Annotated in this window: 5 protein-coding genes; all 5 read right to left on the bottom strand. The window is 46.0% G+C overall.

All coding sequences use genetic code 11. The annotated features are described in order from the left end of the window. Positions 1–200: 200 nt before the first annotated feature. The 5 genes from ABD894_RS26965 to ABD894_RS26945 all read right to left on the bottom strand — a co-directional run bounded on the left by ABD894_RS26965 (position 201) and on the right by ABD894_RS26945 (position 8559). Entirely contained in the window at positions 201–1301 is a 1101-nt protein-coding gene (locus tag ABD894_RS26965; protein ID WP_345214212.1) for a DNA alkylation repair protein, read from the bottom strand. A 194-nt stretch (positions 1302–1495) separates the two neighbouring features. Next, positions 1496–1687 (bottom strand): hypothetical protein, encoded by a 192-nt coding sequence (locus ABD894_RS26960; protein ID WP_345214211.1) that lies wholly within the window; start codon positions 1685–1687, stop codon positions 1496–1498. Positions 1688–1692: 5 nt separating this feature from the next. Further along, complete coding sequence (glgB, locus tag ABD894_RS26955) at positions 1693–3978, bottom strand: 1,4-alpha-glucan branching protein GlgB (RefSeq protein ID WP_345214210.1); 2286 nt, start codon at positions 3976–3978, stop codon at positions 1693–1695. 164 nt (positions 3979–4142) lie between these two features. Beyond that, on the bottom strand, positions 4143–6599 hold the full coding sequence (locus tag ABD894_RS26950) for a glycoside hydrolase family 31 protein (RefSeq protein WP_345214209.1): 2457 nt from the start codon (positions 6597–6599) through the stop codon (positions 4143–4145). 241 nt (positions 6600–6840) lie between these two features. Continuing rightward, the gene (locus ABD894_RS26945; protein ID WP_345214208.1) at positions 6841–8559 is read right to left on the bottom strand and encodes an alpha-amylase family glycosyl hydrolase; all 1719 of its coding nucleotides are present in this window, start codon (positions 8557–8559) and stop codon (positions 6841–6843) included. Between the last annotated feature and the right edge of the window lie 91 nt (positions 8560–8650).

Raw genomic sequence — 8650 nt, 5'->3', positions numbered from 1 at the left:
TTTAATAGTATGCACCCATCAACAACGTTTTGAACATTTGGACGGATATTGATAAGTTAATAATAATTGACCTCAACAGCCAATATTGTGCAACAGCCACGAAAAGAAAAAAGTACATCCACTAACGTTCAATAAAGCAGAAACATTCCTAACGAAGAACTACAATCACATAAGAGAGCCTTATAAGACATCAAAAAAAATTAAGCAACCACTTCAAAATCCTTTACTTCTTTCTCTTCCCCATTAATAATAATAGAAAGCTGATGCCCACCGGTATAAAATACTCGGGTAGTGATGAGGCGGAAGGATTGTTTACGGAGGATATTCACTTTCGCGTAAGGTTCATAACTCTTTTCACTGATCTTGAACACCTTTCTATTAAGCTGCCCATTCGCTTTTTTGTAGTATATTCCATATTCCAGCCGTACGGTATGCGATTCGGGGTTGTCGTTCACTACTGTAAAACTAAACTCCAGGCTATCGCCAATCTTTACTTTGGGTGTTAGCACCTCAAAGGCCGACAAGTGGATGCTTTCGCTCTTTAAACCATAATGACTCAATATCTCCGTATGCCCTTGCTTTAACAGCGTGCGGCAGCCGTGCTTGATAATGGCATCGGTTTCCTTGCTGAAACCTTTCCAGCGTGTGGCAAGGTTAATTACAATGGCTGGGTGATCTTTAGCTATATCATTGATATTGTTAGCTACACTTCGGCGCACCCATTCGGAAGGGTCATTCTTCAGATTTTCGAGCAATGGCAGTATCGGCGCCGGATCTTTCTTTAAGGCCGGAATAGCCATAGCCCAGGGCAAACGCGGTCGGCTCCCCTCACTGGCGAAACGCCGCACTTTATAATTCGGGTGAAGCGACCAGGCCTGCATCTGATCTATCATCTGTTGCCCATATTTTAACAGAAAAGGCCTTACCGCAAATTCGCAGCTTACAAACTGGGTAATGGTTTCAAGGGCATTTATTGATGTGTCAAAATCGTCAAGTCCGTAAGTTTCTATGTAATCGGGGATGAACATATAGGCCAATCCATCTTCGCCTATACCTGTTTTTTGGAGCTGCCTAACAATATTAAGGATAGCCTTTACCGCTTCAGGATAACCTGCCGGTAAAAAACCGTGAAGCACGCGGGTGGTGTGCTTCATGCGCTCTTTCAGTTCTTTACTTTCAAAATCAGGCGTATAGATCTGCCGTTTAAATTCGGCCCGGCCAAACGATGGCAGCACCGCGCTAACGGCGGCAGAAAGTGAATTATAAAACTGTTCGGAGTAAAGATCTTTTAGCAGGCCCATTTGGTAAAAGTAATTTTATTTTAACCACAGAGGCAACGGAGTTTTCCACAGAGTTACACAGAGAAAATATTTTTATTAAATGCCCAAATCAGATTATAAACCCTCTATAAATAAAAAAGAGTTACACAGAGCACTTGTTTAGATCTCTGTGTAACTCCCCGTGAAAATCTTTGTGTACTCTGTGGTTAAAAACCTTACATCAACTCCGAATCATTTTTTTCATGCCATACCTTATACGCCAGGTAAAAGAATACGAGGGCTGGTACAACGCCTGCAAGCACCGTTACAGCACTCACCGCAGGGTATGTACCCACCACATCATATATCATGAGCAGCAAGGCCACAACACCGGCAATAATGTACAGATAAAAGAACTTGCTGCTCATAATAATTAGCTTACGCGTTTAAATACTACAGCACCTAAAGGTGGTATAACGATATTGATCGAATCCTCTTTAACATGCCATGTCACTTTTTCTGTGTTGATCACCGCGCCGTTACCTTTGCCGCTGCCCCAAAACTGGGCAGCATCCGAATTGAAGATTTCTTTCCAGGCTCCGGCGGCAGGTACGCCTATGCGGTAATTTTCGCGCGGTACGGGTGTCATGTTCAGGGCAATCACCAGGTCGTTGGCCGGGTCGTTACCTTTTCGGCTGAATACGAGGATAGAATCGTTGGCATTACCACCGTCAACCCATTCAAAACCGGTCCAGTCGAAAGCCTTTTCGTAAAGAGCGGGCTCGCTTCTGTACAGCTTGTTTAGCGCTTTAACGGTTTCTTTTATACCCTGATGGTTCGGGTATTCGAGCACATGCCAGTCTAACGAGTATTGATAGTTCCACTCGCTGCCCTGCCCAAACTCGGCACCCATAAACAATAGTTTGGTACCGGGGTGGGTAAACATATAACTGTATAACAGGCGCAGGTTGGCAAATTTTTGCCACTCATCGCCCGGCATTTTATTTAGTATGGATTGCTTGCCGTATACCACCTCATCATGCGAGAAAGGCAGCATAAAGTTTTCGGTAAAGGCGTATATGGTACTGAAGGTAATTTGTCCGTGATGATATTTACGGTAAACCGGATCATTCTGGAAATACTTCAGCGTATCGTGCATCCAGCCCATCATCCATTTCATACCAAAACCTAAACCACCTGCAAATACCGGCCTGCTTACGCCTGTAAACGCGGTTGACTCCTCGGCAATGGTTTGCGTATCGGGGAAGTGACCGTATACGGCGGTATTAAATTCTTTCAGGAAAGATACCGCTTCGAGGTTTTCATTACCACCGTAAATGTTGGCCTCCCATTCGCCATGTTTGCGCGAATAATCGAGATAAAGCATTGAGGCCACGGCATCAACACGTAAGCCATCGATATGGTAACGATCTAACCAAAACAGCGCGTTACTGATCAGGAATGCCCTCACCTCGTTACGGCCATAGTTAAATATATATGATTTCCAATCGGGATGATAACCTTTGCGGGTATCGGCATGCTCATATAAATGCGTGCCATCAAAACGGTACAGCGCATGTACATCGCCCGGGAAGTGCGAAGGCACCCAATCCATAATAACACCTATACCGGCATTGTGCAGGCGCTCTATCAGCTCCATCAACTGCTGTGGCGTACCATAGCGTGATGATGCCGCAAAGTACCCGCTCACCTGGTAACCCCAGCTTGGGTAATAAGGGTGCTCGGCAACCGGCATAAACTCTACATGGGTAAAGCCCATTTCAACCAGGTATGGCACCAGCTTATCTGCCAGTTGGGTATAGCTCAAAAATTCATCCGGACTTTCAGGGCTGCGGGCCCACGAGCCCACGTGCATTTCGTAAACCGAATAAGGTTTATCCAGCGCGTTGTGCTGGTAGCGGTCGGCCATCCATTGCTGGTCTTTCCACTCGTAATATGTATCGGCAACTATGGAGGCCGTATGTGGCGGAAGTTCCCAGCGAAGCGCGAATGGATCGCTCTTCTCCAGTTCCTCGCCCGATGATGATTTGATAAAATATTTATAAGTTTCGCCTACGCCAACATTCGGGATAAAACCTTCCCAAATACCGGAGCCATCCCAGCGTACAAACAGCTTGTGCGAACCACGGTTCCAGCCGTTAAAGTTACCTATAACCGAAATGTACTGCGCGTTTGGCGTCCATACGGCAAAGTAAGTACCCACCACGCCATGGTATTCTACCACGTGCGAACCAAAGTTTTCGTACAGTTTATAGTGCTTACCCGAACGGAACAGCGAAACATCAAAATCAGTAAAGCGGCTGTATGGCTCAACAGCCTGCAAGTTTACAGGCGCGGTTTCAGTTACCACCGGTGCCGGTGCTGCCTCCTTTTTTACCTTTTTGCTTTTTACAGGCTCAACAATAGCCTCTGTAGCTACAGGCGCCTTTTTAGCTTTGGATGCCTTTGCAGGTTTAACTGCCTCAACAGCAGTTTCGGCAACGGCTTTTTTGCTTTTAGCGGCTTTGGCGGGCTTAGCTACCTCGGCCTTGGTTTCGGCTACTTTTTTGCTTTTGGCGGCTTTTGCCGGGGGGGCTTCAGTAGTTTCCGTTACCGGGACTTCGGGTTTTGGTTTGGCTTTTGATTTTGTTGCCTTTTTAACTTTTTCAGGTTGAATTTCGGTTACTTCGGGTGCGGTTTTTTTGGTTTGCTTTGCCATAGTGGATAGCCCTTTAAGGCGATATAGCTCATGACATCATGAGGTTGTGATTATGCTCAAATATATCATAATTGAACATATACAATCACTTTTTTGTTTGAGGTGAATAAGGTAAACTTAATTAAAAAAGAAAGGCAGCTTTTAAAAAGCTGCCTCCCATATAATTACTTGTGTATCTGTATGGTTTTGAATGTTTTGCTGAATTTAAACTCGAGCACTTTTTCATCACTCACACTAAAATCGGTTACTTCTTTGCTGTCAACCGTAATTTTTGATGGGGTGAACGGCAGGCCGATCACGTTGAAATGATAGTTATCATAACGCGGAGTATATAAACCCTCCATACTTTGCTGTATGTGCAGGCTGCGTTCGTCGCCATTTACCACAAATTTCTTTTCAGAGTAAATGTCCTGCTCATAAGCGAACGATTCGCCGTGGTCTTCAAAGAAGAATGAGTTGGCTTCGTAATCGCTGTAGTAAACATTCAGCTTTACCTCTTCAATGGCAAATTCGCCGGTGTATTGCATTACAGGGTATTCGGGTATTACCGAACCTGCCTTAATAAATACCGGGATGGTTTCCAGCGGTGTAGGTACGTTTACTTCTTCGCCCCCTGTTACAACTTCCTGTGTCCAGAAGTTGTACCAGTTGCCATGCGGCAGGTACACCATGCGGCTTTTTTGTCCCGGCTCCAGCACAGGGCAAATCAATATTTTATCGCCGTAGGTAAATTCATCCTGGCGGAAATGGTTCTTCAATACATGCTGCTCCTGCATTACTACCGGCCTCAAAATAGGGAAACCGTAACGGTGATGCTCCCAAAAAGTTGAGTACAGGTAAGGTAACAGGCGGTAACGCAGTTCAATAAACTTTCGGTTGATGGTAGTATACGGCTCGCCAAAGCTCCATGGTTCGCGCTCTTTGGTATCACCCGCCGAGTGGGCACGCATAAACGGAGAGAAAGCACCGGCCTGGATCCAGCGGGTAAACAGTTCGCCATCGGGCTCGCCGCTAAAGCCGCCAATATCAGTACCGCAGAAAGGGATGCCCGACATTGACAAACGCTGGCATTGGATATTGCCTAATTTCAGGTGTTCCCACGAAGCTACATTATCACCCGTCCATACCGAAGCATAGCGTTGCAAGCCAGAATAGCCTGCCCTGGTGATAGTGAACGGGCGTTTATTTTTACGAATGTTGCGCAGGCCCTCATAAGTTGCCCTTACCATTTGCATACCGTAAACGTTATGCGCTTTACGGTGCGAGCCGCGATAGCCATCGTACTGGTGACGTACATCATCGGGGAAAGTGCCCGAACCAAATACGGCAGGTTCGTTCATATCGTTCCAAACACCGGCAACGCCCATTTCTACCAATTCGTCAAACAAACCGCCCCACCATTCGCGAACTTCGGGGTTGGTAAAATCCGGGAACTGGCAACGGCCCGGCCATACGTGGCCCTCCATAAAGTAGTCATCGCTACGACGGCAGAAATAGTTATTTTGCTTACCTTCCTTAAATACAGGGTAATTATCATCCACACGAATCCCCGGATCAATGATCACCACGGTTTTAAAACCATCGGCCGCCAGCTCCTGTATCATCTTTTTAGGCTCAGGGAAGTACTTGCGGTTCCAGGTGAAACAGCGGTACCCATCCATATAATCAATATCGAGGTACAGCGCGTCGCAAGGGATCTTATTAGCCCTGAAACCTTTGGCCACTGCCCTTAGTTTAGCTTCGGGGTAATAGCTCCAGCGGCATTGGTGGTAACCCAGCGCCCATATTGGCGGCATAGGGTGCGTACCGGTAAGTATGTGGTAGCTTTTTACCACATCCATCATGTGCGGCCCGTGTATGTAGTAATATTGCAGTTCGCCGCCATCAGCCCAAAAACTGGTTTTAGTTTTATCTTCCGATCCGAAATCGAAATAGGCCTTGAATGTATTATCAAAGAAAATACCGTGTGCTATACCCTCGTTTACGCTGATATAGAACGGAATACTGCGGTAAAGCGGATCCTGGTTCCAGCCGAAAGAATACGCGTCGGTGTTCCAGTTGGTGAGGCGTTTGCCGCGCAGGTTAAGTTCGGTAGGTTTATCGCCCAGGCCAAAAAAGTTCTCATCGGCATGGCACTCCTTGGTGCTGAAAACGTAGTAACCGCCAAATTTGGTATTCTCTTCCCAGTGCATAGCCTTGGCATCGCTGCTGGTAACTACGTTATTGCTATCTGAAAAAGAAATAAAGAAATCAGCCTTGCGGATATGGCAGTTTACTTTGCCTGTAGAAACAATAAACTCGGTATCATTTTCAATCAGTTCAACCGGGACATGCTTATGTTTTAATTCGGGAACGGCATACGAAAAATCGGGTAAAAATACACCATGTGGGGCAAGCCTTACACGAATTATCTCGATGTTTACCACCACAATTTCCACTTTGGCATCGCCATCGGTAAAGTAAAACTTGTTGCCTATCTTATCAACATGGGTTGGTACACCCAAATATTTTTTGGTAATGGGCTTAATTCCGTCGGCAGGGTTATTTAAATGCCTGAAATCTTCTTCTTCCTTTACAATTTCGTTAGCTACTATCTTAGGGTTAAGTATGTTATCTTCCATTTAACTTAATTAGCGGTAATTAAAATGCGTTTAATTAGAATAACTATGATGCAATATAATGTTTTAGCACGTACAATAGTCCATAATCTGTGCCATTTTGCGTTTTTTGGAGGACTTATTAAAAAATGATTAAATGAAGGTTAAGCTGCAATTTACGCTTGTTACCCCAACACAATAGTCCATGCCGCAGGTACGATCAACCCACGGCAATGGCTTCTACGTTGGTAAGCTTTCGGGTGTTTCAAAACTCCAGCAAATAACCACCTGTGGCGGTTAGTTTTATCCAAACGCCGTCGGCAAGGTTATCCGTAGCGAATTTGGCATCGGTAAGCAGGTCGTTAAACGCATACGCGCCCGATAATTTCAGTCTGTTCAATAGCTCTTCGGGCAGTTTAACGGTAATATCCCGCTCGTGCCTGCTGAAGTTAACTATCACCAGTACCCGTGCATTTTCGGTATATCTTAAATAGATGTACAAGCGCTGATCGAAACCATGCTGGCGTTCGTTATCTATCATCAGTTCATAAAATTCGCCATCGCGCAGGGCCTCGTTATCGCGCACGGCGTTAAGTAACCGTACATAAAAATTGCGCAATTGCTGCTGACTGTCCGATAGCTGGCCCCCATCGTAAGCGTGATTGTTCACCCACTTTTGATGATCGGGCACACCCCAGTAATCAAATATAGTGGTGCGGCCATCGTTACAGCTAAAGCCTTCGGAGCCATTGGCGGGCTCACCTACTTCCTGCCCGAAATAGATCATTACCGGCCCGGTTGAAAGCGTAGCCGTGATGATCATCCCCGGGATGCCGTACCAGGCATTGCCCGCGAAACCCGGCGAAGCGATACGCTGCTCATCGTGATTTTCCATAAAGCGGAGCATCCGCTCGTGAAAACCTTTGGTTTGGTGGTTCCATACGCCGTTGATGTTCCAGGTAGAGGCATGGTGCTCGTTGCGTACTAATTGCTTTATAGCATCGTACAAGCCTACCTTATCATACAAATAATCGAACTTACCGTTAAACAGGTAGTTATAGTATTCGTTCGGGTTATAGGCTTCGCCGATGAAGATGAGGTGCGGATATTTCTCTTTCAGCTTTGGTATCAGCCAGCCCCAAAATTCAAAGGGCACGTATTCCACCATATCGCAGCGGAAACCGTCGATACCTTTCTCCGTCCAGTAGGATAATATATCCACCATCTTATTCCATAGCGGTGGCACGGGATTAAAGTGGGTAATGTAGCCGCCCTGGTAGTCAACCCCGTAATTCAGCTTAATGGTTTCGAACCAGTTATTGATAGATGGGTAAGCGTTAAACACATTATCACCCGTGGCCTTGGCCGGGCTTTCGTCGAACTTGCCATCCTTTAGCGGATGCACAAAACCATCGCCGCCGGGGTTGTATCCACCCGGAATAGTTAATAGCTGACCGGGGATATAATAGAAATCGTTTTGCGGAGCAAATGCTTTGGTATGATCATCGTCCTCGCCAAAATCGCGAACTCCGGCCGGTTTTACATCCGAATTGTAGGTGCGGGCCACATGGTTAGGCACAAAATCGATAATTACCTTTAATCCTTCGGCATGGGTACGCTGCACCAGAGCTTCAAATTCGGCCATACGGTTAGGCACATCTACCGCCAAATCGGGGTCTACATCGTAATAATCTTTTATAGCATAAGGCGAACCCGCGCGCCCTTTCACCACATCCGGATCATCGGGCGTAATGCCCTGGGATGAATAGTCCGTCATGGTGGCGTGTTCAATGATGCCTGTGTACCAAACATGCGTAAAACCGGTGGCTTTTATGGCTTGTAAGGCCTGCGTATTAATATCGTTAAACTTGCCCGAGCCATTCTCTTCTATAGAGCCGTAATATTTATTGGTGGTGTTTACATTGCCGAATAAACGCGGGAGTAACTGGTATATGGTGAGTTTGTGGTCTGCTTTGTTGCTCATATTTGCCTTTGCTGCTGCTGTTGCTAATATAGTTTTAAGTTGTTGATAAAGCATAAGGCAGTATGCAATACTTTGTTTTTGCAGATGCTTA

Source organism: Mucilaginibacter gynuensis (assembly GCF_039541195.1).
In the GTDB taxonomy this organism is placed as follows: Bacteria; Bacteroidota; Bacteroidia; order Sphingobacteriales; family Sphingobacteriaceae; genus Mucilaginibacter; species Mucilaginibacter gynuensis.
Note: the sequence above shows the minus strand (reverse complement) of the source record. Positions and strands in the feature narration are given on the sequence as shown.